This window comes from Phenylobacterium sp. Root1290 (assembly GCF_001425305.1).
Classification (GTDB): Bacteria; Pseudomonadota; Alphaproteobacteria; order Caulobacterales; family Caulobacteraceae; genus Phenylobacterium.
Genome location: NZ_LMEE01000002.1, coordinates 155,931 through 180,552, shown reverse-complemented (window position 1 = coordinate 180,552; position 24,622 = coordinate 155,931). Strand labels below are relative to the sequence as shown.

Annotated in this window: 23 protein-coding genes; 6 read left to right on the top strand and 17 right to left on the bottom strand. The window is 69.0% G+C overall.

Features of this window, described 5'->3' with window-relative positions; genetic code table 11:
• Positions 1–48: 48 nt before the first annotated feature.
• Both ASC79_RS10365 and ASC79_RS10360 read left to right on the top strand, forming a co-directional pair.
• On the top strand, positions 49–738 hold the full coding sequence (locus ASC79_RS10365; RefSeq protein ID WP_056025600.1) for a DJ-1/PfpI family protein: 690 nt from the start codon (positions 49–51) through the stop codon (positions 736–738).
• Positions 738–1,754, top strand: a complete 1,017-nt coding sequence (locus ASC79_RS10360; RefSeq protein WP_056025595.1) for a DJ-1/PfpI family protein — start codon at positions 738–740, stop codon at positions 1,752–1,754. Before ASC79_RS10365 ends, ASC79_RS10360 begins: the two co-directional genes overlap by 1 nt.
• Here the strand turns inward: ASC79_RS10360 and ASC79_RS10355 are convergent.
• The 6 genes from ASC79_RS10355 to ASC79_RS10330 all read right to left on the bottom strand — a co-directional run bounded on the left by ASC79_RS10355 (position 1,751) and on the right by ASC79_RS10330 (position 9,779).
• Entirely contained in the window at positions 1,751–3,436 is a 1,686-nt protein-coding gene (locus tag ASC79_RS10355; RefSeq protein ID WP_056025592.1) for an ATP-binding protein, read from the bottom strand. The two genes, ASC79_RS10360 and ASC79_RS10355, sit on opposite strands and share 4 nt — an antisense overlap.
• Before the next feature lie 105 nt (positions 3,437–3,541).
• Positions 3,542–3,751 (bottom strand): hypothetical protein, encoded by a 210-nt coding sequence (locus ASC79_RS10350; protein WP_056025589.1) that lies wholly within the window; start codon positions 3,749–3,751, stop codon positions 3,542–3,544.
• 57 nt (positions 3,752–3,808) lie between these two features.
• Entirely contained in the window at positions 3,809–4,660 is an 852-nt protein-coding gene (gene nadC / locus ASC79_RS10345; protein ID WP_056025586.1) for a carboxylating nicotinate-nucleotide diphosphorylase, read from the bottom strand.
• Positions 4,657–6,174, bottom strand: coding sequence for an L-aspartate oxidase (locus ASC79_RS10340; RefSeq protein ID WP_056025584.1), 1,518 nt, complete (start codon positions 6,172–6,174; stop codon positions 4,657–4,659). The genes nadC and ASC79_RS10340 overlap by 4 nt, the downstream gene beginning before the upstream one ends.
• Entirely contained in the window at positions 6,171–7,283 is a 1,113-nt protein-coding gene (nadA, locus tag ASC79_RS10335) for a quinolinate synthase NadA (RefSeq protein ID WP_082532065.1), read from the bottom strand. Before nadA ends, ASC79_RS10340 begins: the two co-directional genes overlap by 4 nt.
• A 141-nt stretch (positions 7,284–7,424) precedes the next feature.
• On the bottom strand, positions 7,425–9,779 hold the full coding sequence (locus tag ASC79_RS10330) for a PAS domain-containing protein (RefSeq protein WP_056025578.1): 2,355 nt from the start codon (positions 9,777–9,779) through the stop codon (positions 7,425–7,427).
• A gap of 124 nt (positions 9,780–9,903) precedes the next feature.
• On the opposite strand from ASC79_RS10330, the gene ASC79_RS10325 reads away from it, so the two are divergent.
• On the top strand, positions 9,904–11,139 hold the full coding sequence (locus ASC79_RS10325; RefSeq protein WP_056025575.1) for a cell wall hydrolase: 1,236 nt from the start codon (positions 9,904–9,906) through the stop codon (positions 11,137–11,139).
• 21 nt (positions 11,140–11,160) lie between these two features.
• Here the strand turns inward: ASC79_RS10325 and ASC79_RS10320 are convergent, their stop codons facing one another.
• A complete protein-coding gene (locus ASC79_RS10320; RefSeq protein ID WP_056025573.1) occupies positions 11,161–11,646 on the bottom strand; it encodes a GNAT family N-acetyltransferase in 486 nt (161 codons plus the stop codon).
• A 121-nt stretch (positions 11,647–11,767) separates the two neighbouring features.
• Between ASC79_RS10320 and ASC79_RS10315 the strand changes: the two genes are divergently transcribed.
• Positions 11,768–12,277: a hypothetical protein gene (locus ASC79_RS10315; protein ID WP_056025570.1), complete on the top strand. Its 510-nt coding sequence runs from the start codon at positions 11,768–11,770 to the stop codon at positions 12,275–12,277.
• A gap of 3 nt (positions 12,278–12,280) precedes the next feature.
• On the opposite strand, the gene ASC79_RS10310 is transcribed toward ASC79_RS10315, so the two are convergent.
• From ASC79_RS10310 to ASC79_RS21065, 9 genes are all read right to left on the bottom strand, one after another.
• Positions 12,281–13,579, bottom strand: a complete 1,299-nt coding sequence (locus ASC79_RS10310) for a UDP-N-acetylglucosamine 1-carboxyvinyltransferase (RefSeq protein WP_056025567.1) — start codon at positions 13,577–13,579, stop codon at positions 12,281–12,283.
• Positions 13,580–13,659: 80 nt separating this feature from the next.
• Positions 13,660–14,667, bottom strand: a complete 1,008-nt coding sequence (trxB, locus tag ASC79_RS10305) for a thioredoxin-disulfide reductase (RefSeq protein WP_056025565.1) — start codon at positions 14,665–14,667, stop codon at positions 13,660–13,662.
• A gap of 88 nt (positions 14,668–14,755) precedes the next feature.
• The gene (gene pseG / locus ASC79_RS10300) at positions 14,756–15,811 is read right to left on the bottom strand and encodes a UDP-2,4-diacetamido-2,4,6-trideoxy-beta-L-altropyranose hydrolase (protein WP_056025562.1); all 1,056 of its coding nucleotides are present in this window, start codon (positions 15,809–15,811) and stop codon (positions 14,756–14,758) included.
• Between the two features lie 51 nt (positions 15,812–15,862).
• Complete coding sequence (locus ASC79_RS21070; protein ID WP_056025559.1) at positions 15,863–16,294, bottom strand: GNAT family N-acetyltransferase; 432 nt, start codon at positions 16,292–16,294, stop codon at positions 15,863–15,865.
• Between the two features lie 2 nt (positions 16,295–16,296).
• A complete protein-coding gene (locus ASC79_RS10290) occupies positions 16,297–17,295 on the bottom strand; it encodes a mitochondrial fission ELM1 family protein (RefSeq protein ID WP_056025557.1) in 999 nt (332 codons plus the stop codon).
• Between the two features lie 25 nt (positions 17,296–17,320).
• Positions 17,321–17,794 (bottom strand): transcription elongation factor GreA, encoded by a 474-nt coding sequence (gene greA / locus ASC79_RS10285; RefSeq protein ID WP_056025554.1) that lies wholly within the window; start codon positions 17,792–17,794, stop codon positions 17,321–17,323.
• 173 nt (positions 17,795–17,967) lie between these two features.
• A complete protein-coding gene (locus ASC79_RS10280) occupies positions 17,968–18,468 on the bottom strand; it encodes an ATP-binding protein (RefSeq protein ID WP_056106260.1) in 501 nt (166 codons plus the stop codon).
• Positions 18,469–18,524: 56 nt separating this feature from the next.
• Complete coding sequence (locus ASC79_RS10275; protein WP_056025548.1) at positions 18,525–19,322, bottom strand: SDR family NAD(P)-dependent oxidoreductase; 798 nt, start codon at positions 19,320–19,322, stop codon at positions 18,525–18,527.
• A 309-nt stretch (positions 19,323–19,631) separates the two neighbouring features.
• Positions 19,632–19,799 (bottom strand): hypothetical protein, encoded by a 168-nt coding sequence (locus tag ASC79_RS21065; RefSeq protein WP_156378469.1) that lies wholly within the window; start codon positions 19,797–19,799, stop codon positions 19,632–19,634.
• Between the two features lie 274 nt (positions 19,800–20,073).
• Between ASC79_RS21065 and ASC79_RS10270 the strand changes: the two genes are divergently transcribed.
• Positions 20,074–20,691, top strand: coding sequence for an RNA polymerase sigma factor (locus ASC79_RS10270; RefSeq protein WP_056025545.1), 618 nt, complete (start codon positions 20,074–20,076; stop codon positions 20,689–20,691).
• Between the two features lie 13 nt (positions 20,692–20,704).
• On the top strand, positions 20,705–21,088 hold the full coding sequence (locus ASC79_RS10265) for a VOC family protein (protein WP_056025542.1): 384 nt from the start codon (positions 20,705–20,707) through the stop codon (positions 21,086–21,088).
• Between the two features lie 42 nt (positions 21,089–21,130).
• On the opposite strand, the gene carB is transcribed toward ASC79_RS10265, so the two are convergent.
• Positions 21,131–24,421, bottom strand: a complete 3,291-nt coding sequence (gene carB, locus ASC79_RS10260) for a carbamoyl-phosphate synthase large subunit (protein ID WP_056025539.1) — start codon at positions 24,419–24,421, stop codon at positions 21,131–21,133.
• Positions 24,422–24,622 lie beyond the last annotated feature (201 nt).

Sequence of the window (24,622 nt, the reverse complement as noted above, 5' to 3'; positions counted from 1 at the left end):
GCAGGCTATGGCGCGCACTATCGGTCGTCAATTCCTCTGGAGGCCGTCATGTCCAAGCTGCAGATCGTCATCGCGCTCTATCCGGGCGTCACCCACCTGGACTTCACCGGGCCGCATCAGGTCCTCTCGCGGTTGCCCAATGCGGACCTCGCCGTCGCCTCGATGGGGGGCATCGACATCGAGGCTGAGGGGCTGACCTTCACCAATCTGGCCGATCTTGCGGCCATCGAGCGTTGCGACGTGCTGTGCGTGCCGGGCGGGCTGGGTACGACCGACGCCATGCTGGACGAGGCGTTCATGGCGCAGATCCGCCGCCTGGGCGCTGGCGCGAAGTACCTGACCAGCGTCTGCACCGGCTCGCTGATCCTGGCCGCGGCAGGGTTCCTGAAGGGTAAGCGAGCGGCCTGCCACTGGGCCTGGCGCGACCTGCTGGTCCCGTTCGGCGTAATCGTCGATGACGGCCGCGTGGTGCGTGATGGCGACATCATCACCGGCGGCGGGGTCACCGCGGGCCTAGACTTCGCCTTCGTGCTGGTCGCCGAACTGGCGGGCGAGACCTTCGCCAAGTCGATCCAGTTGGGTTTGGAGTACGCCCCGTCGCCGCCGTTCGCCTCGGGCCGGCCTGAACTCGCCTCGCCGGAGATTCTGGCGGCGGTGAAGGCGCGGATGGAACCGTTCGCGCAGTCGCGACTGGCTGCGGTGCAGCAGGTCGCGGCGCGCCTTGAGGCGGCTCAGTGATGATCCGCATCTGGTTGGCGGCCGTGCTGGCGGCCTTCGCGCTGCCGGCGTCGGCGCGGCCGGTGGTGGCGATCCTGGTCGATCCGTCCGGCGTCGAGACGACCGATCTGACGGCGCCCTACGCGATCTTCAGCGCCTCCGGCGCGGTGGATGTGAAGGTGGTTTCCCCGACGATGGAACCGGCGCCGCTGATGCCTGGCGTCGCCTGGGTCAAGCCGCAGGAGACCCAGGCCGGCTTCGACCGCCGCTACCGGCAAGGGGCGGACATGATCATCGTGCCATTCCTAATGAACCCCAAGGATCCGGCGCGGGCGGCCTGGCTGCGGACCCAGGCGGGGCGGGGCGCTCGGATCGCCTCGATCTGCGACGGGGCGTTGGTTCTGGCCGAGGCCGGCCTGCTGGACGGACGTCAGGCGACGGCGCACTGGGCCTCGCAGGGCGCGCGCGAGCGACGCTTTCCTGCGGTCGTCTGGCGACGGGACGCCCGTTGGGTGACCGACGGCCAGATCACCACGACGGCGGGTGTCAGCGCCTCGGCGCCCGCCTCCCTTGTCCTGCTCGGAGAGTTGGCGGGCGAGGCGGTGATGCAGGACACCGCGCGCCGTCTGGGCCTGGCTGCGCCGATCCGTGCGCACGACGCTGCGCGCTACACGTTCAGCGGCGACGCTGTGAGCACGGCCGCTGGCAATGTCCTGGGTTTCTGGCGGCACGAGCGCGTGGCGGTGCAGTTGAGCGAAGGGTTCGACGAACTGGCGTTTGGGGCGGCGCTGGATGGCTGGACCCGAACCTATCGGGCCAAGGCCTATGCGGTGGCCCCGCCCGGCGGGGTGACGTCGCGTGGCGGCCTGACCGTCTTCGCCTCAGACCGTCTGCCGAGCTTCTCGCGCCAGGTCCGGCTGACCGGCCGGGCGTCGATCGAGGCGATGCTGGACGACGTCGAGGCGGCCTACGGCGCGCCGACCGCTAAGTTCGTGGCGCTACAACTGGAGCACCCGCGCTGGCTGGACCAGCCCTAAGCCGCCAGGGCCCGCACCAGCGCGGCGGGCTCGATGGGCTTGCTGATGTAGCCGTTGAAGCCGAGGGAGAGCAGGCGCTCGCGCTCGCCGGCCATAGCGTCGGCGGTGAGGGCCACGACCGGCAGCGCGGCCCGTCCGCCCGCGCGGATCGCGGCCAGGGTCTCGATGCCGTTCATGTCGGGCATGTGGATGTCCATCAGGACAATGTCGAACTCGGCCTCTTCCAGGGCGGCCAGGCCCTCGGGGCCGCTGGACGCCGTGCTGACCGTCGCCCCGACGGCTTCCAGGAGCGCGCGGGCGACTTCCTGGTTGGTGTGGTTGTCGTCGACGACGAGGACGCGGAGCGCGCCGTTGAGCTCGTCGGCGCCGTCGTCGAGGTCCTGTTGGGCCTCGGCTTCCTGCAGCGGAAGCTCGAGCGTGAAACGGGCGCCCTCGCCCAGACGGCTGTCGACGACCAGGTCGCCGCCCATCAGGCGGGCGAGTTCGCGCGAGATCGCCAGGCCAAGCCCGGTGCCGCCGAAGCGGCGCGATATGCTGCTGTCCGCCTGGGTAAAGCCCTTGAACAGCCGTGTCTGCGTCGCTTCGTCGAGGCCGGGGCCGGTGTCGGCGACCGTGAAGGCTAGTCCAGTCGGCGTGCGGCCGATCGACAGCCTGACCTCGCCGCTGGCGGTGAACTTCACGGCGTTGGAGAGCAGGTTTTGCAGGATCTGGCGCAGGCGGGCGTCGTCGCCCGCTGTCCAGCGCGGGATGTCGGCGGGCATGTCGCAGATCAGGGTCAGGCCTTTGTCCTCGGCCGGATGGACCCAGAGGTCGATGGTGCGCGCCACCGTCTGGTGCAGGTTGAACGGACGTGTCTCGATGTCGAACTTGCCGGCCTCGATCTTGGCCAGGTCGAGCACGTCGTTGAGAATGGTCATCAGCCCGCCGCCGGACCGGAGCAGCGTCTTCACGTACTGGGCCTGGCGGGCGTCGAGCTCGGTGCGGTCGAGCGCGTGCGCCATGCCGAGCACGCCGTTCATCGGGGTGCGTAGCTCATGGCTCATCATCGCCAGGAACGCGGACTTCGCCTCGCTCGCTGCCCGGGCTGCGCGGGTCTGTTCGGCCAAGTCATCCAGTGCGGCGGCGAGGCTGCGCGAGGCGTGCACGCCGCGGGCCGCCGAGATGATCGCATAGCCGACATAGACCATGACGCCGAGGGCGACGAACGCCTGCTGGGCGCCGCTAAAGCGGGGGACCAGGAGAGGGGCGAGCAGGATGCAGAGCCCGCTGGGCGTCCCGAACACCAGGGCGGCCAGAGGCGAGCGATAGGCGTGGCTCATGCCGTTGAGCAGCAGCGCCGACCAGACCAGCAGTGCGAAGTACTCCGCGCCTTGGAAGTCGGCCATCCAATAGGCGAGGCCCAGCCCGACCCAGACCAGGTTAACCGCCAGGGCCGAGCCCATATAGGAAATGCGCTGCCTGCGCGTCGGCACGCCGCGTGCGTGCGGCGCGGTCGCGGCCATCGTCCAGATTTCGGCGATTGCGAAGATGGCCACCCAGCCGGCGGCTATGGTCGGTGACAGGGTCCACCCGACGAGCAGCGCATACACCGCCACTGTGATCCAACGCGAGGGCGCCATCCGGCGCGCCGCACGCGCGACGCCGTCAAAGCCTTCGTCAAACTCGAAAACCGGAACCTTCATCACGCCGCCCGACCAACTGCGGCGCAAGTTGCACGTGAATGCGCAAAATACACTTAACGCCCTAAGGGTGGTCTTCGGGTAACGTTGCTATCTGAGGGTGAGTGGTCAGCGGTCCTGCGTGCGGGCGTGAACGGTGTCGACGTTCTGGTGGATGTTGCCCTGACGGCCTTGGCTCTTGAGGTTGAAGTCGTCGCCGTGGCCGGCCGAATGCACGCCGGTCTTGGCGTCGCGGCGGTCGCGGTCATCGCCCTGGATGTCGGGGCGTTGACCGCGGAAGGACCGTTGTTCCTTCGGGATCGGGGGCGCCTTGCTCATGGGGAGCTCCTTTCCTTGATCAGGAAGGAACAGCCCGGGGAGCGGCTTGTTCCCGGCTCAGACCGCGTCCAGGCCGATGTCGAGCACGCTGGCCGAGTGGGTGAGGGCGCCGACGCTGATCACCTGGACCCCGGTCTCGGCGATGCCGCGGACCGTCTGCAGATTCACCCCGCCCGAGGCTTCGAGGATGACGGCGCCGCCGGTCATGGCCACGGCCTTGCGCAGGTCGTCGAGGCTGAAATTGTCCAGCATAATGACGTCGGGCCGGTGGGGCAGGGCTTCCTCAAGCTGGCTGAGGCTGTCCACTTCGACCTCGATCTTCATCAGGTGGCCGGCGGCGGCGCGGGCGCGCGTCAGAGCCTCGCCGACCCCGCCGCAGGCCGCGACGTGGTTGTCCTTGATCAGGATGGCGTCATCCAGGCCGAAGCGGTGGTTGAGGCCGCCACCGCAGCGCACGGCGTACTTTTCCAGGTGACGCAGGCCCGGCGTGGTCTTGCGGGTGTCGGCGATCCGCGCCCCGGCGCCGGCGCCGGCGACCGCCTGCACATAGTCGCGGGTCAGGGTGGCGACGCCCGACAGCCGGCCGAGCAGATTGAGGGCCGTGCGCTCGGCCGAGAGCAGGGCGCGGGCGTTGGCCTCGACCTTGGCCAGCACGTCGCCAGGCTGGACCTCGTCGCCGTCGGCGACCATGGCCTCGAATGTGGCGCTCGGATCGAGAGCCATCACCGAGAGGCGGGCGCAAGCGAGGCCGGCCACAATCCCGTTCTGGCGGGCGGCGAACACCGCCGAGAGGCGCGCATGCGCCTCGATGCAGGCCTGGGCGGTCACGTCGCCGGCGCGGCCGAGGTCTTCGGCCAGGGCGGCGGACACCACCGGCTGGATGAGCAGGTCGGGAATCGGAGCGATCATTCGGCGGCGAGGCTGGCGGCCGGGGAGGCCAGGTTGATGAAGGTGCGGGCGCGGGCGGCGTCGGCCGGGCCGTCGGCCCGGAAGTGCGCGCCCAGGCTGGCTGGACGGTCGAGGGCGGCCTGGGCGACCAGGCGCGCGGCGACCAGGGGCGGCGCCTGGCCATGGGCGGCTTCGAGCTGGTCAAGGAGCGCGATCAGCCGCTGCAGGCTGTCGGCGTCGCGGACGACGCCGGCTTCGCGGCTCATGGCGGCGCGCAGTTGCGCCAGCGCCTTTGCGGGCAGGTCGGGCGCGGGTGAGCAGCGCAGCGGCCGCGTCTGCGGATCCTGTGCTGCTGCGGCGGCCCGGCCGGCGCGGGTTCCGAACACAGCTGCTTCCAGGAGCGAATTCGACGCCAGGCGGTTGGCGCCGTGCACGCCGGTGGAGGCGCACTCGCCGGCGGCGAAGAGGCCGGGAAGGCTGGTCGCGCCGTCCCCGTCGGTGACGATCCCGCCCATGTGATAGTGGCAGGCCGGTGCGACCGGGATCGGCTGGACCCGGGGATCGACCCCGCCGGAGAGGCAGGCGGCGAACACAGCCGGGAACTCGTCCGGGAAGTGAGCGCCCACGGCGGCGCGGGCGTCCAGGAACGCGCCGCGACCGGCTTCGCGCTCGGCGTGGATGGCGCGCGCCACCACGTCACGCGGCGCCAGCTCGGCGTCGGGGTGATAGCGGGCCATGAAGGCTTCGCCGTTCCCATCGATCAGCTTGGCGCCTTCGCCGCGCAGGGCCTCGGTGGCCAACGGGGCGGGATCGCGGCCGATGTCGATGGCGGTCGGGTGGAACTGCACGAACTCGGGGTCGGCGATGGTCGCGCCGGCCAGGGCCGCAAGCGCCAGGCCCTCGCCCTTGAGGTCGGGAGGCGTGGTGGTGACGCCGTAGAGGCCGCCGATGCCGCCGGTCGCCAGGATGGTGGCTGGGGCGACGAACTCGATCAGCTGGCCGTCCTCTTCGGCCAGCACGCCGCGGATGCGTCCCTCGGCGTCGCGCAGCAGGCCGCGCAGCCGGCAGCCGGCGCGCACCTTTACGTGGCGCGACGACAGGGTGGCGGCGATCACCGCGTCCATGATCGCGCGGCCGGCCTGGTCGCCCTTCACTCGCGCCACGCGCGAGCGCGAGTGCGCCGCTTCGAGGCTGGTGGCGAACTCGCCGTCGGCGCTGCGGTCAAAAGGTGCGCCGAGCTCGGCCAGGTGGCGCACGGCCTCGGGGCCTTCCTGCGCCAGGATCGTGGCCATGGCCTGATCCACGAGGCCGGCGCCCGCGGCGATGGTGTCGGCGGCGTGCAGTTCGGGCGTGTCCTCGCCGCTCAGCGCCGCAGCCATGCCGCCCTGCGCCCAAGCCGAGGAACAACCCTGGCTCAGCGGTGCGCCGGTCAGGACCAGGGCCTTTCGCGGCGCGGCGGCCAGGGCTGCGGACAGCCCGGCCAAGCCGGCGCCGACGATCAGCACGCCGTCGAGCTTGATCCTTTCCATGGTCAGATCAGCTCGACGTCCACGTGGTGGCGCGCCTTCACGAGGTCATAGCGGGCCGGAACCGCCGGCGGGGGCAGGTCGATCATGCGCTGGACGGCCAGGCGGGCGCGATCGGCGATCGCGGGATCGACGGTGACCTCGTAGCGGTTGTGGAGCAGGGCGTCGTAGATGTTCTGAAGGCTGATCTTCTTCATGTGCGGGCACAGGTTGCACGGGCGCACGAACTCGGTGAACGGCGCGTCGGCGGCGACGTTGTCGGCCATCGAGCACTCAGTGATCAGCACCACCTGCTTGGGCTTGCGCTGCAGGACGTAGTCGTTCATCGCCGCGGTCGAGCCGGCGAAGTCCGACACTTCCAGCACTTCGGCCGGGCACTCCGGGTGGGCCAGGATCTCGGCGTTCGGATAGGAAGCCTTGAGCTCCAGGATGTCGTCGGCCGTGAAGCGCTCATGCACCTCGCAGCGGCCCTTCCAGGCGATGATCTTGATGTCGGTCTGGCGCGCGACGTTGCGGGCCAGGAACTCGTCAGGGATCAGGATGACCTTGTCGACGCCCCACTCCTTGGCGACGTGCTCGACCACCTGCACCGCGTTGGCGCTGGTGCAGCAGACGTCGGTCTCGGCCTTCACGTCGGCCGTGGTGTTCACGTAGGTGACAACCGGCAGGCCCGGATAGCGCTGCTTGATCAGGCGCACGTCGGCGCCGGTGATCGAGGAGGCGAGGCTGCAGCCGGCGCTCAGGTCCGGGATCAGGATGGTCTTTTCAGGCGACAGGATCTTCGAGGTCTCGGCCATGAAGTGCACGCCGGCCTGGACGATGATCGCCGCGTCCGACTTGGCCGCTTCCTTGGCCAGGCCCAGGCTGTCGCCGACATAGTCGCCGACCCCGTGGAAGATTTCGGGCGTCATGTAGTTGTGCGCCAGGATGACCGCGTTCTTCTCGCGCTTCAGGCGATTGATCTCGGCGATCAGGGGCGCATGGAGGCGCCACTCCATCGGAGTGACGTGATGCTTCACCTTCTCCCACATGGGCGAGGTGGCGGCTTCGACAGCAGGCGTGAACGCGAATTGCGAACCGTCAGCCATTGTATCCCTCCTTATGCTCAAATTGAGCATTTCTTCGGCCTCAAAAAACGCCGCGGGATGTCTGCAGCGCCCCGTCGGCGTCTTGATTATGCTCAAAACGAGCAAAACCGATGACTGATGATATAGACCCGCGTTCGGACGCGCACAAGCCCACTTTATCTTGAAGCCCGTTCAGGCCGCTTGGCTTTGCGAATCCACGCTTTCGGCCAGCGCGCGGGCCAGGGCGTCGGCCGAGTAGGGCTTGCGCAGCAGCGGCCAGGGCGTTTCGGCGGCGATCGGCTGTGCTTCGCCGGCGTATCCGGATGAGAGGATGACCGGCAGGCCAGGATGGGTTTCGGCCACGCTCTTGGCGAGATCCAGACCCGAAAGACCGCCTGGCATGACCAGATCGGTCAGCAGGATGTCGAGATCCTGTCGGCGGGCCAGTTCCTCGAGCGCCTGGTCGACTCCCTCGGCGCGCACCACCGTGTGCCCAAGCTCGGTCAGCATGGCGGAGACCATTTCCCCGACCTCAGCATCGTCCTCGACCAGCAACACCGTCAGCTGGCGGGCGGACGCCGGCTGTTCCGGGGCGGGCGGGGCCGGCGGGGGGAGCGCCGCGGCCTCAGCCGAGCGGGGCAGGTAGAGACTGACCGTCGCGCCTTCATCGGGGGCCGTCTGGATCGTGACGCCGCCGCCGCTCTGGCGGGCGAAGCCATACGCCTGTGACAGGCCCAGGCCGGTGCCCTTGCCGATTTCCTTGGTGGTGAAGAAGGGTTCGAACACGCGCGCCAGCACGGCTGGCTCCATGCCGACGCCGTCGTCCCGCACCTCGACCCGCACATAGGCCCCGGCGGCGACGTCCTGCACCTCGCCGTCCGCCAGTTCGCAGGCCTCGGTCGCGACCGTGATGGCGCCGCCCTGGCTGACGGCGTCGCGGGCGTTGACCACCAGGTTCATGATCGCGGCGTCGAACTGGCCCTGATCGAGCATCGCAACGGCTTCTGGCGCGCCGGGCCGCAGCGTGAAATGCACGGCCTCGCCGACCGCCCGGCGCAGCAGCGGTTCGCTCTCGGCCAGCAGGTCGTCGATGCGCACCGCCTCCGGCTTCAGGGCCTGGCGGCGCGAGAAGGCCAACAGCTGGTGCGTCAGGCGCTCGCCGCGGCGGGCCGCGCCCAGCGCCGCCTCGATCATCCGATTGCGCCGCTCGACGTCGTCGGGCTTGCGCTGGATCAGATCCAGCGCTCCGGTGATCACGGTCAGCAGGTTGTTGAAGTCGTGCGCGACGCCGCCGGTCAACTGGCCGACCGCCTCCAGCTTCTGGGCGTGATGCAGGCGGGCCTGAGCCTCGTCGCGTTCGGCCAGGGCGGCGGCGACGCGTTCGGCCAGCAGGTCGTTGATGTCCTGCAAATCGTGTTCGGCTTCCTTGGCGTCGCTGATGTCGATGCCGATCCCGATGAAGCCGATGAAAGCGCCCTCGGGGCCATGCCGCGGCTGCGACACCGAGCGGATCCAGCGCCAGTCGCCGTTATGGTGCTTGTAGCGGGCCTCGAGGCGGAACGGCTTGCGCGAGGCTTCGCCAGCGACCTGTTCCTGGAGGATGCGCGGCAGGTCGTCGGGATGCAGCCGCTCGCGCCAGTCGAAGTTCAGGGCGGCCTCGTAGGGCAGGCCGAGATAGTCGACATAGGCCTGATTGACGAACTCCCGGCGGCCATCGCTCCGGGTCACCCAGAGGAGGGCCGGCGCGCTGTCGGCCAGAGCCCGGAACCGCTCTTCGCTTTCGCGAAGTTTATCAAAGGCATGGCGTCGGTCGGTGATGTCGATGTTGACCCCGACCGCGCGCACCGCGCGGCCCGCGCCGTTCAACAGCACCTCGCCGCGGGACAGCAGCCAGCGGACGTCGCCGTCCGGCCGGACGATGCGATACTCGCAGGGCTCCATGCTGCCCGACCGGATCGCGGCGATGTTGTTCTGGCGCACCCGTTCGCGATCGTCCGGGTGAACGACGTCCAGCAGCTTGCGCACGCCAGCCCGATGGGTGACCGGCAGGCCGAGGTTGCGATAGAGGGTCGGGGACCAATAGCCCTCGCCGGTCGAGGCGTCCCAGTCCCACAGCCCGACGTCGCCCGCGCTCTGCGCCATCTGGAGACGGGTCTCGCTGCGGTCCAGTGCGGCCTGGGCTTCGTCCAGCCGCAGCACGATCTCGCGCAGGGCGGCGGCGACGACGACGGTCACGGCGCCTGACAGGGCATAGAGGATGACGCCCGCCCGGGCGACAGGCTCCACGGGCAAACCGCCGCGCAGCAACAGCGACGTCGCCAAGGCCGCCGCCAGGCTGATCCAGCCCCAGCGCTGACCGGCGAACAGGGTGGCGACGATGAAGGCGGGAAAGTGCGTGACGGAGAGCGCGAAGGCCGTGTCCCAGCCTGCCAGCAGGCCGCGGATGGCGACCGCGGCGGCCATGGCGCCGACGCCGATGGCCAGGGCCGCGAGCAGGGGCGGCGAGCGCCGGGGAATGAAGCGCAGCGGGGAACTGAAGAACGTCATTTCAGCGAGCGTACCCAGACTCCGGCATATCACGGAACGATGGCGCGAGCATGCGAGCCCCGGTCCTGGCGTGCAACACTCGATCTTGGCGGGTTTGGCCCCTATCTTGCCAGCTTCCGGCTGCATGAAGCCGGGCCTGAAACAGATTGGGACTTCGCCGCTGCCTCTTTCGCAGATCCTCTCCCAGCGTGGCCTGATTGCGGCCCTGGCGACGACCTGCGGGTTGGCGGTGGTCCTGCTTGCCTGTGCGAACCCCCGTTACGTCGATGGCAGCGACGGCAAGTCGCAGGGTCTCGCCCAGGTGACGCGGAATTTTTCCAGCCGCGGTCTGGACCGGCTCACCGCCGACATGGACCCGGCGATGCTGGCCTTGGCCAAGCGCCATGACCCGCTGGGCCGTCAGGCCGATGCCTGGGGGCGGACGATCGGTTGGACCAGCCTCGACATCAGCAAGATCCCTGACCTGGGTCTGGACACTTCGCAGGCGGCGACCGCCGAGGAAGTCAATGCGCTGCGGGGCTTCTCGAAGCTGCCGATCCGGCCGATGCGGCCCTTCGTGCTGCACGCGGGCGGCCAGGACGCCAGCCGCGCCCAGAAATGCCTGGCGGAGGCCGTCTATTACGAGAGCGCCCGCGAACCGCAGCTGGGCCAGGAGGCCGTCGCCCAGGTGGTGCTGAACCGCGTGCGACACCCGGCCTATCCGAAGTCTGTCTGCGGGGTGGTCTATCAGGGCTCGGCGCGGACGACCGGCTGCCAGTTCAGCTTCACCTGCGACGGCTCGCTGCGCTATGCGCCGGAGCCCGGCCTGTGGCGCCGCGCCCAGGATGTGGCGCGCCGCGCGCTCTCGGGCCACGTCAACAAGTCGGTCGGTTCGGCCACGCACTATCACGCCAACTACGTGGCCCCTTACTGGGCGCCGACCTTGGTCAAGATGAAGCAGGTGGGTCTGCACATCTTCTATCGGTGGACCGGCCCCTGGGGCGAGCCGCCGGCCTTCACCGGCCGCTACGCCGGGCGCGAAGCCTTTATTTCGCCAGCCATCCTCGGTGGATTGGATGCGCGCACGAACGGCCTGCTGGATCCAGAAACCCAGGGCATCGGCGGCGGGCGCCAGGTGACGCTGGCCGTGGCCGGCGAGGTGCGCACCTACAATGTCGCCGATGCGGGCGCCACCGGCGGCGAGCGCACGCGGGTGCTCGGCACCCTCTATGCGCCCCGACGCAAGCCGACGGCCGACGAGGTCCGCGAGATCAACAAGTCGCTGGCGGCGATGGAAGGCCAGCAGGACGAGAAGGTCGCCGTCCCGGCCCCGCCGAACAAGGCCTCGCCGGACACGGGCGCGGACGCGCTCCAGGATTGAGCTGAGCGGCCCGCTAGGGGGCTAGCCGCCGAACGCGTCCGGATAGGCGACCAGCACCGGCGCATCGAGCGCCCCGTCCTCAAGCGCCAGCGCCATGAAGGCCGGGCTGCCGGAATAGGGCGATTTCACCTTGGCCGCGGCCTGCGGGCTGAATCCGAATTTCGGGTAGTACTCGGGGTGGCCGAGCACGATGACGGCGTGGGCGCCGAACTCCTTGGCGGTCTCGATCGAGGCGGCTGTCAGGCGCTTGCCGACCCCGCCGCGTTGGCGGTCGGGGCGCACGGCCAGCGGGGCCAGGGCGGCGTAGAGGTTCACGCTGTCGGCCCAGAGGCGGCTGTAGACGATGTGGCCGACGATCTCGCCGCCGTCCTCCTCGACCAGTTCGAACATCACGTCCCCGGCGGCGCGCAGGCGCTCGACGAGATCGGCCTCGTCAGCTTGCCCGAAGGCGGCGGCGACGATCTCGCGGATAGCGGCGTGATCGGTGGGGCGAGCGTGGCGGATCATGGCCCAAGCATAGGCGCGGTCCTATTCCGCGGCCAGAGCCAGGGCGTGCGGGATGACGGTCGCTGAACCACGGCCCGCCGCGCGCGTTTCCCTAGACCAGCGCAACTCGAGAGGGGCGACCATGTCCATCAACAACCGCCGCGAACTCAGCCTGCTCAACCATGAGGAGGGCGAACTCGTCCGGGCCTCGCACCATCCGGCGATCGCCCAGCTCGATTCCAAGGACCTGGCCGAGACCCGCAAGCGCCTGCGCGACATGCGCGACAAGGAGCGGACCCTCGCGCGCCAGAAGGTCCGGCAGGTCCGCGGCAAGGGCGAGCCGCGCGGCAGCGGCACCGCCGAGCACCTGCAGGAACGCAAGCAGGTGTTCGCCAGCGCCTTGAAGCGGGTGAACAAGCAGGCCCATCGGATGGCCGTCGAGGATGCTCGCGCCGCTCATATCGAGGCGTCGAAGAAGGCCCTGGCCATGCGCCGCGCGGCCGGCGCGTCGTCGCATCCGGCGCCTGGCAAGACCGCCGGCGAAGGGATGAACCCGGTGGCGAGCAAGAAGGCCCTGTCGAAGGTGTCGCCCGCCAAGATCGGCAGCGTTTCGCAGGCGACCAAGAACGCCCAGGCCAAGCGGGACAACTAGCGATCAGTCGCCGGCGACCCAGCTGACGTCGGCGCCCAGCGCGTTGAGGTTCTCGACGAACTTCGGGTGGGCGCGCTGGATCGGCGAGGCGTTGAGGATGGTGCTCTCGCCCTCGATGCTGGCGGCCAGCATGAAGAGGGCGATGGCGACGCGGATGATGTAGGGGCTCTCGACCGTCGCCGGGGTCAGCGGCTTGCCGCCCCAGGTGATCAGCCGGTGCGGGTCGCAGAGCAGGGCGTGGGCGCCGAACTTGCCCAGTTCGGAGTGCCAGCCGAGCGCGCCGTCATAGACCTTGTTCCAGAACATCACCTGGCCTTCGGCGCGCACGCCCAGGGCCACGAAGATCGGCAGCAGGTCGGCCGGCACATAGGGCCAGGGCGCGGCCTCGACCTTGGTCAGGATGTTCGAGGTGAAGGGCTCGCGCACCTTCAGCTTGCCGTCCACGCGGGCGCGGCTGAAGCCGTTCTCGTGGGTCACCTCGACGCCGAACTTGGCGAAGGTGCGGTCCAGCAGCGGGAACTGTTCAACCGAGCCGTTCTGCACGGCGATCTCACCGCCGGTGATCGCGCCCATGGCCAGGAACGTCGCCACCTCGTGGAAGTCGTCGGCGAAGGTGAACTCGACGCCGCCGAGGCTGTCGACGCCCGAGACGGTCAGGCGCGAGCCGCCGACGCCCTGGATGCGCGCGCCCATGCCGGCCAGGAACTCGCAGAACTCCTGGACGTGCGGCTCGCAGGCCGAGTTGGTGAGCCGCGACAGACCCTTGGCGGTGGCCGCGCAGAGCACGAAGTTCTCGGTCGTGGTGACGGAGGCGTAGTCCAGCCAGTGCTGGGTGGCGGTGAAGCCCTTGGGCGCGGCGATGACCGTGGCGCCCGGCTCGCTGGTCACCTCGGCGCCGAACGCCCTGAACACATCGATGTGCGGGTCGATCTCACGCGAGCCGAGGGTGCAGCCGGTGACGTCCTCCTCCAGGCTGGCGCGGCCGAAGCGGTGCAGCAGGGCCGGGATCAGCATGATCGAGGAGCGCATGCCCAGCGGCAGGTGCGCGGCCTTGGGGTCCAGGTCGCGGCCATGGTGCAGCCGCAGGGTCCCGGTGGCGTAGTCCATCTCCACCGACGAGCCGAGCTTTCCGAAGAAATCCAGCAGCTTGCGGACGTCGGTGATGTCCGGCACCCGGTGCAGGACGATCGGCTCGTCGCTGAGCAGGGTGGCGCAGAGCACCGGCAGGACGGCGTTCTTGTTGGCGGACGGCGTGATGGTCCCACGCAAGGCGCGGCCGCCTCGCACGATCAGGTTCGTCATGGCGGCGCGTGGCCTCGTCTCTTGGGCAGGGGCGGCGTGTCGCCGCCCGCTAAGTTGAAATCGTCGACGCTCTCAGAGGGTCACCAGGCGCCGATGCGCTGGGCCTCATGATGGCTGATCGGGTGCTTGGCCTTCTCGTGATCTTCTTCAGCCAGCAGTCTTACAGCTTCGAGCGCGGCCATGCAGCCCATGCCCGCCGCGGTGACGGCCTGGCGGTAGACGTCGTCGGTGACGTCGCCGGCGGCGTAGACGCCCTTGATCGCGGTCGCGGCGCTGCCAGGGACGACCTTGAGGTAGCCCGAGCCGTCCATCTCCAGCTGGCCCTTGAAGAGCTCGGAGGCCGGGGCGTGACCGATGGCGATGAAGACGCCGTCGGCGGCCACTTCGCGGACCTCGCCGGTGCCCATGTCCTTCAGCTTCACGCCGGTGACGCCCAGGGGATCGGTCGTGCCGACCACCTCGTCGATGGCGACGTTCCAGATCACCTCGATCTTGGGGTGGGCGAACAGGCGTTCCTGCAGGATCTTCTCGGCGCGGAACTCGTCGCGGCGGTGAACGACGGTGACCTTGGAGGCGAAGTTGGTCAGGAACAGCGCTTCCTCGACGGCGGTGTTGCCGCCGCCGACCACCACGACTTCCTTGCCGCGATAGAAGAAGCCGTCGCAGGTGGCGCAGGCCGACACGCCGAAGCCCTGGAACTTCTGCTCGGTGTCCAGGCCCAGCCACTTGGCCTGGGCGCCGGTGGCGATGACGAGGGTCTCCGCCAGCCAGACTTCGCCGCTGTCGCATTCCAGGCGGAACGGACGCTGGCTGAGGTCGGCCTTGATGACGATGTCGTTGATGATCTCGGTGCCGACATGGGCGGCCTGGGCCTGCATCTGCTCCATCAGCCAGGGACCCTGGATGACGTCGGCGAAGCCCGGATAGTTCTCGACATCGGTGGTGATGGTCAGCTGGCCGCCCGGCTGGATGCCGGCGATCAGCACAGGCTTGAGCAAGGCGCGCGCGGCGTAGATGGCGGCGGTGTAGCCGGCCGGGCCGGAACCCAGGATCAGGCAGCGGGTGGTGCGAGGAGCATTCTGCGACATGGCGTCTATGTAGGGGAGATTCTGAGCGGTTGCGACAGGCGCGGGGCGCGGTTGGTCAGCGCAGTTTCCGCGCCGGGGCCGCGGGGCGCTATTTCCGCCGGCCACCGCCGCCGTTCCGGGGGGCGGAGATCACCTCCAGCAGGGCGCTGGCGACGCGTTCGGCGCCCAGACCGTCGCAGAGCTCCAGGCTGGCTGAGATCAGGCGCGCGCGGGTCGCCGCGTCGTTCAGCAGTCGCACCGAGGCGCGGTCGAAGGCGGCCAGGAAGTCGTCGGCGGTGACGTCGACCACCAGGGCGGCGCCGCGTTCGGCCAGGGCGCGGGCGGACGGGCGCTGGTTTTCAGCCAGCACCACCAGCACCGAGGGCAGGCCCAGGGTGCAGCGCTCCCAGGTGGTGGAGCCGCCGGCCCCGATCGCCACGTCGGCGTTCAGCGTCAGTTCGGCCATGTCCTGGGCGTCCACGTGCAGGGCGACGCGGGAGTCGTGGGCCGCCACGCGCGTCAGGCCCGGCAGGCTGGGCGCGTTGGCCCCCAGCACCACGTCGAAGGCCAGGTGGCCGTTACGCTGGCGCATGCGGTCGACGATCCGTGCGGTGACGCCGCCGACGTCGGTCAGCCCCAGGGCGATCAGCACCCGATTCACCGGCCCGCCCCGGCGGGCTATGGCCGCCTCGCGCAGGGCGGCGAATTCCGGGCGCAGGGGGGCGTAGCGGGGGCCCAGCAGCAGTTGGGCGTCCCCGGCCAGCGAGGCGTAGTCGGCCTCGACGCGCGCCGGCCCCGAGTCCAGGACCAGGTCGGCGGCCAGGGGGCGATCGGCCAGATCGTCGATCACCAGCGTCGGCCGGCCTTGCGCGACGGTTTCATGGTCTTCGCGGCGAAGGTCGTAATGATCGAACACGACGGCGTCGAACTTGATGCCGGCGATGGCGTGCAGCAGGTCCGGCGCGGCGATGGAGGCGACCTCCTCGCGCCCCATGTCCGGGGCGAAGGCGTCAAGGATGCCGGCGACGACGGGCGGGGCGAGGAAGATGCACTCCGCGCCGTGTTCGCCGAGCGCCCGCGCCAGGCTGAGCGAGCGCATCACGTGGCCTCCGCCGACCGCCGGGCCGGCGTTGGCGATGAAGAGGATGCGAGGCCGCAGAATCATCTTGCAGCCATGGGACGCTCAAAGCCGCGGCTTGGAAAGGGCGCGCTGTTTTCAGCCCGGCAGTCGGACGAAGAACAGCTCCGGGTCGCCGGGATCCAGGTGGTCCACCTGACCGGCGGGCAGGTAGCCGCGCGCCGGCAGCAGGGCGCGCATGACGTCGTTCGACAGGTTGGTCGAGACGAAAAGCTTCTGATCGGCGTGCGCCCGTTCGATTTCGTCCAGCAATGCGCTGGCGACGCCCCGGCGCTGCAGGCGGTCTGCCGTGACGATCAGGTCGAGGAACGGGTTGCTGAAGAACCAGCCGACCACGGCCAAGCCGGCCGGTTCGCCGTCCAGATAAGCGAGCCTGGCGACGCGGCCGTGTTCACCGGCGAAGGCGCGGCGCAGCCACGACGCCCGGTGCGGGCTGATCTGGGCGCTCGGGTCCAGCTGCAGGGCGATGTCGGCGTCGTCGGCGCCTGCCAGGCGGATCGCGACGGCCATGATCAGACCTTCCGCGCGTCGAACCGGCGCAGCACCTCGTCGGCGGCGCGCTCGGTCTCGGCCAGGGGTTCGTAGGTCCAGCGGTGGAAGGCGCCGCCGAAGGGCCGGGCCGCCCCAAGGCGCTCCAGGTCCTCATGAAACAGACCGAACTTCAGGCTCTCGCCGTCCATCTTCATCACGAAGACAGGCTTGCCGGTCGAGGCCGCATCGGTGGCGAGGTTGGTCGAATCCTCGGTGACCAGGATGTAGTCGGCGGCGGCCAGGTAGGCGAAGTACGGGTTGTCGCCTTCACCATTCCAGATCACGCCGGGCAGGTGTTTCAGACGCGCTTCCAGGATGGCCTGAGCCGGCGCGGGCGTGCGGCGTGTGAAGCTGACCATCACCGAGCCGCCTTCCTCGGTGACCGGCAGCTCGATCTCGCGGGCCATGGCGGCGGCGCGCTCGGGCGAAATGTCGTGCGCCTTTGACTTGCCGCCGATGATCACCGCCACGCGCGGGCGGGGCAGGGCGTCGAGCTGGGCCTCGAACCGCTGCAGGTCGGCCGCCATGCGATCGGCGTTCACACGCCCGGGCGAGCCGGTGATCGGAAAGACGTTGTCGCCTTCCAGCCGGTCGTGCCTGGGCGGAATGACCAGGTCGAACAGGCGCGTGGGCATACGCGGGTCCTGGACCTGGACCACGTAGGTCTTGCGGCCCGACCAGCGTTTCACGCGAATCGAAAGCGGCAGGGTGGCGCGGCCCGCCGCGATCCAGATATCGGGCCACGGCGCGGTCAGGTCGCTCTCAGGCGTCAGAAACCGCCGCGGGAACGGCGTCAGCCACCACGGGAGGCGTCCGATCCAGCTCTTCCAGCCGATCTTCTTGACGACGATGCGGGCGGCGCGCTTGCGCGCGATCGCGTTGGCCAGGCCGACGACCTGTGCCTCGATGCCCGCACGCCCGTCGGACACCGCCCAGATGGTCAGCGGCCGTTCGACAGGCGTCGGTTGGGGGTCTGGCAAGCGGGTGAAGCTCCGGGCCGAGGGCCTAGAGCCACTCGACCTTGAGGATCTCGTAGGCCTTGCCGCCGCCGGGGGTGTTCACCTCGACGACGTCGCCGGTCTCCTTGCCGATCATGGCGCGGGCCAGGGGCGAGACGATGGAGATCTTGCCCTGCTTCACGTCGGCTTCGTGCTCGCCGACGATCTGGTAGCGAGCCTGTTCCTCGGTGTCTTCGTCCACCACCGAGACGGTGGCGCCGAACTTCACCTGGCTGCCGGAAAGCTTGGAGACGTCGATGACCTGCGCACGGGCCATACGGTCTTCGATCTCGGCGATCTGGCCTTCGATCCAGCCTTGCCGCTCTTTGGCGGCATGATACTCGGCGTTTTCCGAGAGGTCGCCGTGCGAGCGCGCTTCCGCGATCGCAGCGATCACAGCGGGACGCTCTGCGGTCTTCAAACGCTTCAGTTCATCGTCGAGAGCTTGCCAGCCCTCGGCGGTCATCGGGACTTTTTCCATCGTGGATGAGGACTCGGGTTCGCCCTTTTGGGAGTTCGTGGCCGGCCGCGGGCGCAGGCGTCCGGGGGGGTAGAGATTAGATGTCGCAGCGCAAAAACTCAAGGGGCGCGGTTCGACCGGCCCCCGGGCGGACATCTTTGACGGGGTCGTGAAGCGCCGCGACGCCTGTGGCGTCAGGCGCTTTCGGAGATGACGGCGCCCTGCAATTCGGCGGCGTCGGGGGCCTCATAGACGCCCTCGATGAACTCGAACATGTCGGGGGTGACCCCAATCGCGAAGGTTTCTCCGCGCACCTCGTTGCGCTCCAGCACGCGTGCGCGCCGGACGTCCTGGGGCGCGGTGACGAAATGGAACTGCAGCGGCAGTTCGACCGCCTGGGCGATCTCGGCCACGCGGGCGCGGTCGGACTTTCGCATGAGGCCAAGGTCCAGCACCACGGAGGTGCCGGCGGCGATCACGCCGGCCGCCGTGGACCAGATCTGCGCCTCGCAGCGCTCGACCCGCTCCATCATCCACTGGAACTCGATCGGCTCGGGCATGTCGGCCGCGAACAGCCGCGCCATCCAGTCGTCGATGGCGAAGTGGACGGCCGGCTCGCGGCGGGCCAGTTCCTTGGCGTAGGTGGACTTGCCGGCGCCCGAGGGGCCGAAGATCACGTGAAGCGTGGCGGTCATGCCCCGCCCGTAGAGCATTTCCGCCCGCGCGGAAACGCCCACGGGCGTCGCAGCGGCTATTTCACCGACAGGCCGCCGTCGATGACCAGTTCGGCGCCAGTCACGTAGCGGCTCTCGTCGGAGGCCAGCCACAGCACGCCATTGGCGATGTCCTCGGGATAGCCCTTCACGCCCAGGGGCACGCCCTCGGCGCTCATGGCGTCCAAAGCCGCGCCGCGCGGAGGACGGGCGTTGTCGCCGATCTCGCCGGTGCCGACGATGGTGTCCCAGATCGGGGTCTCGATGATGCCGGGGTGGACGGAGTTGACCCGCACCCCATCCTTGGCCGCCGCGCATTCCATGGCCACGGCCTTGGTGAACAGGCGCACGCCGCCCTTGGTGGCGCAGTAGCCGGCGAGGATGGCCGAGCCCTTCAGGCCCGCCACCGACGACATGTTGATGATCGAGCCGCCGCCGTTCTCGCGCATCAGCGGGATCGAGTGCTTCACGCCGAGAAAGACGCCGTCGAGGTTCACCGCGGTCTGCTTCTGGAAGTCCGCGAGGGTCATGGTCAGGACCGAACCGCCGATGCCGATGCCGGCGTTGTTGACCAGGATGTCGAGGCGGCCGTGTTGCGCCTTCACCGCGGCGATGGCGTCGATCCAGGCCTGCTCGGACGTGACGTCGTGGTGCAGGTAGCTGGCCTTGCCGCCCATCGCCTCGATGGCGGCGACGGTCTGGGCGCCCTTGTCGTCCTGCAGGTCGGTGACGACGATCGTCGCGCCTTCCTGCGCCAGGCGTTCTGCGCATCCGCGTCCGATGCCGCTCGCCCCGCCGGTGACCAGCGCAATCTTCCCCTCGACCCGACCGGCCATGTTCGCTTCTCCCTAAGTGATCGTTGTTTAGTTTGTCCTACGCCTAGCCTAGCTCGACCGTGGAGGCCAGCGTCCAGCGCGATCGGAGGTTCGGCGGCCAGGCTCGTACAGGCCGCCGGCTGTGGATGTCGGAGATGGAGGAAAGGGGAGCGGGTGGCGCACGGGACCGGGCTGGGCGCACGCGCCATGGCGTTCTTCGCCGCCAAGGCTATGCCGAGGCGGGCGTCCGCAGGTTCGCGTGGACGCCAACGAGTACGACGGCCCAGTCTTGGCTAGGGCCAGGCCGCCATACTCGGATTGAGTGGCGTCCTACCAGGTGACCTTGCCGTTTGCGGTCAACAGGCCGATCAGCATGGCCGCGCCTAGGGCGATGATCAGACCCACAATGATAAGGTCTGTATACCCCTCGAAGCGCTCTAGCAGATGCCTGTTCTTCTTGTGATGGTGGACCTCACCTTCGTGGTGTCCGGATTGCATGGCGTTTCCCTTCGCACACTGAGACAGAGGACACGTCCTCGCCAGACTGCGACAGGCGCCCATGCGGGCCGACCGGCTGGTCATCAGGGGCCGCCGGAACGCGCCCACTACGCGCCTGCCGAAGCAAGGCGACGCTCTCAAGTTGCGCCCGCGAATAGCGCCGGTCAATCGGCAATTTGCGGCTAAGTCTTTCACAAACTTGAGGTTGCGAGGCGCTCGCATGGCAGCGCCTTCGCGTTCTGATAGAAGTGCCTACGGCGGAGCGGCGAGGGCGATGGACCGGAAAACCTATCTGAGACTGCTGCGCGACGCCCGCAGGCGGACGCGCCGCCTGGGCGAGGAAGAGGACCTTCTGCAAACAGCCCTGCTCGCCGCCGTAGAGGCGCAGCGAGCGGACATGTCCTGCGGGGAGAACCGCCGCTGGCTGAGCGGGGTGCTGCGCAATCGCGCCCTGCATGAGGCGCGCACCGCCGGGCGCCGGCGTCGGCGGGAAGCCGACTACGCCTCCGGGATCGGTGCAAAGGGCGAGACGCCGGCGGGCTATCCCGATGAGTTCATCGCTACGCTTCCCCAGGCCCTGCGCACGACGGCGCTGCTCGTCGTCACCGGTCACACGAAGCCGGAGATCGCCTGGCTGCTCGGCGTGTCGGACGCGGCCATGCGCAAGCGGGTCAGCGAGATCAGGCGGCGCTGCATCCAGTCTGGACTTCGCGGTGGGGCGGCGGAGCGCACCTTGCAGGGCGATCTGCCGTTCGGCCTTTTGCGCCGGGCCCTCATCGGGGCGGTACGATCGGCCGACGTCGCGATCGGGACGCACGATCCCGACGGCCATTTGTTCGTGGTGTCCTCACAAACCGGAGACGCGCGGCAACTAAGGACGTCCAGCATCTGAAAGGGAGAGACACATGTTCGGCAAAGTGCGGATTGGAACGATCTGCTTCTACGTGACCGACATCGCGCGCACCGAGGCGTTCTACCGGGACGTTCTCGGGCTCGAAGTCACCAACATGGGGGACGACGGCGGCGGAAACGACTGGCTTTCGGCCAATACGGAGGGCGGGGTCGAGCTGATCTTCTTCAAGGCCGAGTGCACGCCCGGCAACTCGCCGATCATTGTCTTCGATCTCGCCAAGGGCGGCATCGACACCGTTGTCGCCGCGCTTGCCGAGAAGGGGGCGACGATCGTGACGCCGGTCAGCCACGCCCCCGGCGGATGGTCCGCAGAGATCTCAGACCCCGACGGGCACGTGCTCTCGATGTACCAAACCGAAGAGGCGCCCCGGGCGTAGGGCGGCGGCGCGAGAGGCGTCAGCCGCCTCTCGCGCGCCTTGTCAGGCGTAGCTTTGCAGCGGACGGACGTCGAGGGTGTCCTCGACGGTCGCCACGATGGCCTGGGCCGCGGCCAGAGCGCCGGCGGCGGTGGTGAAGTAGGGCGTCTTCATCATCAGCGCCGTGCGGCGGATTTCGAAGCTGTCGGCCAGCGACTGCTTGCCCTCGGTGGTGTTGAAGACCAGCTGGATCTCGCCGTTCTTCATGGCGTCGACGATGTGCGGACGGCCTTCGAGGACCTTCTTCACCTGCTCGACTTCCAGGCCCTGTTCGGCCAGGTAGCCGCCGGTGCCGGCAGTGGCGACGATCTTGAAGCCCTGGCTCAGCAGCAGCTTCACCGGCTCCAGGATCCAGGGCTTGTCGGCGTCCTTCACCGAGACGAACACCTTGCCGGTCTTGGGCAGCTTCACGCCGCCGCCGAGCTGGGCCTTGGCGAAAGCGCGGGCGAAGGCCGGGCCCGCGGTCTCGCCGGGGCGGATCCAGTCGAGGCCCATGACCTCGCCGGTCGAGCGCATTTCCGGGCCCAGAACCGTATCGACGCCGGCGAAGCGGGCGAACGGGAACACCGCTTCCTTCACCGCGACGTGGTCGTAGGCCTTTTCGACCAGGTTGAAGCTGGCGAGCTTCTCGCCGGCCATCAGCTTGGCGGCGATCGAGGCCAGCGGCTGGCCGATGGTCTTGGCGACGAACGGCACCGTGCGGCTGGCGCGCGGGTTCACTTCCAGCACGTAGATGCGCGGATTGTCGGAGTGCGGTTCCTCGATGGCGAACTGCACGTTCATCAGGCCGCGCACTTCCAGCGCCCGGGCCATGGCCTCGGTCTGGCGCTTCAGCTCGGCGATGGTTTCGGGCTTCAGCGAGAACGGCGGCAGCGAGCAGGCGCTGTCGCCCGAGTGCACGCCGGCTTCCTCGATGTGCTCCATCACGCCGGCGACGAACACCTGACCCGCGTCATCGCAGAGGGCGTCGACGTCCACCTCGGTGGCGCGGCTGAGGTACTGGTCGATCAGCACCGGGCTGTCGCCCGACACCTGAACGGCGGTGTTGACGTAGCGCTCGAGCTGCTCGTCGTCGCGGATGATCTCCATCGCGCGGCCGCCCAGCACGTAGGAGGGACGGATCACGATCGGATAGCCGACCTTGTGCGCGCCGGCGAAGGCCTCCTCGCGCGAGCGGGCGATGGCGTTGATCGGCTGGGCGATCTTCAGCTTGTGCAGGAGCTGCTGAAAGCGCTCGCGGTCCTCGGCCAGGTCGATGGCGTCGGGCGAGGTGCCCAGGATCGGGATGCCGGCGTCTTCCAGCGGCTTGGCCAGCTTCAGCGGGGTCTGGCCGCCGAACTGGACGATGACGCCCAGCAGCTCGCCGCGGGCCTGCTCGACGGCGATCAGCTCCAGCACGTCCTCGGCCGTCAGCGGCTCGAAGTACAGGCGGTCGGAGGTGTCGTAGTCGGTCGAGACGGTCTCGGGGTTGCAGTTGACCATGATCGACTCCACCCCGATGTCGTCGAGGGCGAAGGCGGCGTGGCAGCAGCAGTAGTCGAACTCGATGCCCTGGCCGATCCGGTTCGGACCGCCGCCGAGGATGATCGCCTTCTTGCGGTCGCTGGGCTCGCTCTCGCACTCGGGGATCTGGCCGAGCGCGCCGGTCTCGTAGGTCGAGTACATGTAAGGCGTGGCGGCGCGGAACTCGCCAGCGCAGCTGTCGATGCGCTTGAAAACCGGGCGCACGCCGTGGGCGCGGCGTTGCTCACGCACTTCGGCTTCGGTGGTGTGGGTCAGCTTGGCCAGGCGCGCGTCCGAGAAGCCCTGCGCCTTCACGGCGCGGAACTCGGCGGCGGTGGCGGGCAGGCCGCGGTCGCGGATCCCGGCCTCGACGGCGATCAGCGCCTCGATCTGGCGCAGGAACCACGGCTCGTAGGAGCAGGCGGCGTTGACCTCTTCGACGCTCAGGCCGTGACGGAACGCCTGGGCGATCACCAGCAGCCGGTCCGGCGTCGGCTGGCCCAGCGCGCGGATCACCGCAGCGCGGCCGGTCTCTGCGTCATGGGCGCCTTCGATCTCGACCTCGTCCAGGCCGGTCAGGCCGGTCTCGAGGCCGCGCAGGGCCTTTTGCAGGCTCTCGGAGAAGGTGCGGCCGATGGCCATGACCTCGCCCACCGACTTCATGGCGGTGGTCAGGGTCGGCTCCGAACCCGGATACTTTTCAAAGGCGAAGCGCGGGATCTTGGTGACGACGTAGTCGATGCTGGGCTCGAACGAGGCCGGGGTCGCGCCGGTGATGTCGTTCATCAGTTCGTCGAGCGTGTAGCCGACGGCCAGTCGCGCGGCGACCTTGGCGATCGGGAAGCCGGTGGCCTTGGAGGCCAGCGCCGACGAGCGCGACACCCGCGGGTTCATCTCGATGACGACCATACGGCCGTCGGCCGGGTTGACCGCGAACTGGACGTTGGAGCCGCCGGTCTCGACGCCGATCTCGCGCAGCACGGCGATCGAGGCCGCCCGCATCTGCTGGTATTCCTTGTCGGTCAGCGTCAGGGCCGGGGCGACGGTGATGGAGTCGCCGGTGTGGACGCCCATCGGGTCGATGTTCTCGATCGAGCAGACGATGATGCAGTTGTCCGCCTTGTCGCGGACGACCTCCATCTCGTACTCCTTCCAGCCCAGCACGCTTTCCTCGATGAGGACCTCGGTGGTGGGGGACAGGTCGAGACCGCGTTCGACGATCTCTTTGAATTCCTCGACATTGTAGGCGATGCCGCCGCCGGTGCCGGCCAGGGTGAAGGACGGGCGGATGATCGCGGGCAGACCCACGAACTCCAGGCCTTCCATGGCCTCGTCCATCGAATGGGCGGCCTTGGACTTGGGGCTCTCGAGCCCCAGCTTGTCCATGGCGTCGCGGAATTTCTGACGGTCTTCGGCCTTGTCGATGACGTCGGCCTTGGCGCCGATCATCTCGACGCCGTACTTGGCGAGCGCGCCGGAGGCTTCGAGGGCGAGGGCGGTGTTCAGCGCGGTCTGGCCGCCCATGGTCGGCAGCAGGGCGTCGGGGCGCTCCTTGGCGATGATCTTCTCGACCATCTCCGGGGTGATCGGCTCGATGTACGTGGCGTCGGCCACGTCCGGGTCGGTCATGATGGTGGCGGGGTTCGAGTTCACCAGCACGATGCGGTAGCCCTCGGCGCGAAGGGCCTTGCAGGCCTGGACGCCCGAATAGTCGAACTCGCAGGCCTGTCCGATCACAATCGGGCCGGCGCCGATAATCAGGATCGAGGAGATGTCTGTGCGTTTCGGCATGTCCACTCGCGCGCATGGGCGGTCGCACATTCTAGCGCGCCCGGTCCCGGTAAAACTGCAGGTTAAGGGGGCCGTTTAGAGACGGAGTCGCTCACGCGCAAGCGTCGATGGCGGCAATCTCGCCGCAGGCGTGCGCGGCATGGCGGGCGGGGGGCGCCCCAAAGAAAACGGGCCGGCGTTTCCGCCGGCCCGCAGCCGTTT